The sequence below is a fragment of the Xanthomonas sp. SHU 308 genome (assembly GCF_000364645.1).
GTDB classification, from domain to species: domain Bacteria; phylum Pseudomonadota; class Gammaproteobacteria; order Xanthomonadales; family Xanthomonadaceae; genus Xanthomonas_A; species Xanthomonas_A sontii.
Map to the genome: position 1 here is coordinate 1 of NZ_AQOK01000907.1, position 240 is coordinate 240.

A 240-nucleotide genomic window follows, 5' to 3' on the forward strand; every position below is an offset into this window, starting at 1 on the left:
GCGGCCTACGCCGCCTGGTTGCCGATCGCGTCCAGGGCGCTGCTCGGCGAAGGCGCCACCCTGCCCGACGACCTGCCCGCGCCCGCCGCGCTGCAGGCGTATGCGCGCGGCCTGGCAGCGCAGCAGCACGACGACAGCGCGCAGGCACTGCAGCAGTTCGCCGAGGCCAGCGCGCAGGCGCCGCAGTCCGCGCCGTTGCGCCTGGCCGAGGTGGTCGCGGCGCAAGCCATCGGCGAGGAA

1 protein-coding gene is annotated in these 240 nt (G+C 76.7%); it reads left to right on the forward strand.

All coding sequences use genetic code 11. The annotated features are described in order from the left end of the window. Positions 1–240: hypothetical protein (locus D588_RS26020; RefSeq protein WP_043086962.1), on the forward strand; the 240-nt coding region annotated here is incomplete at both ends.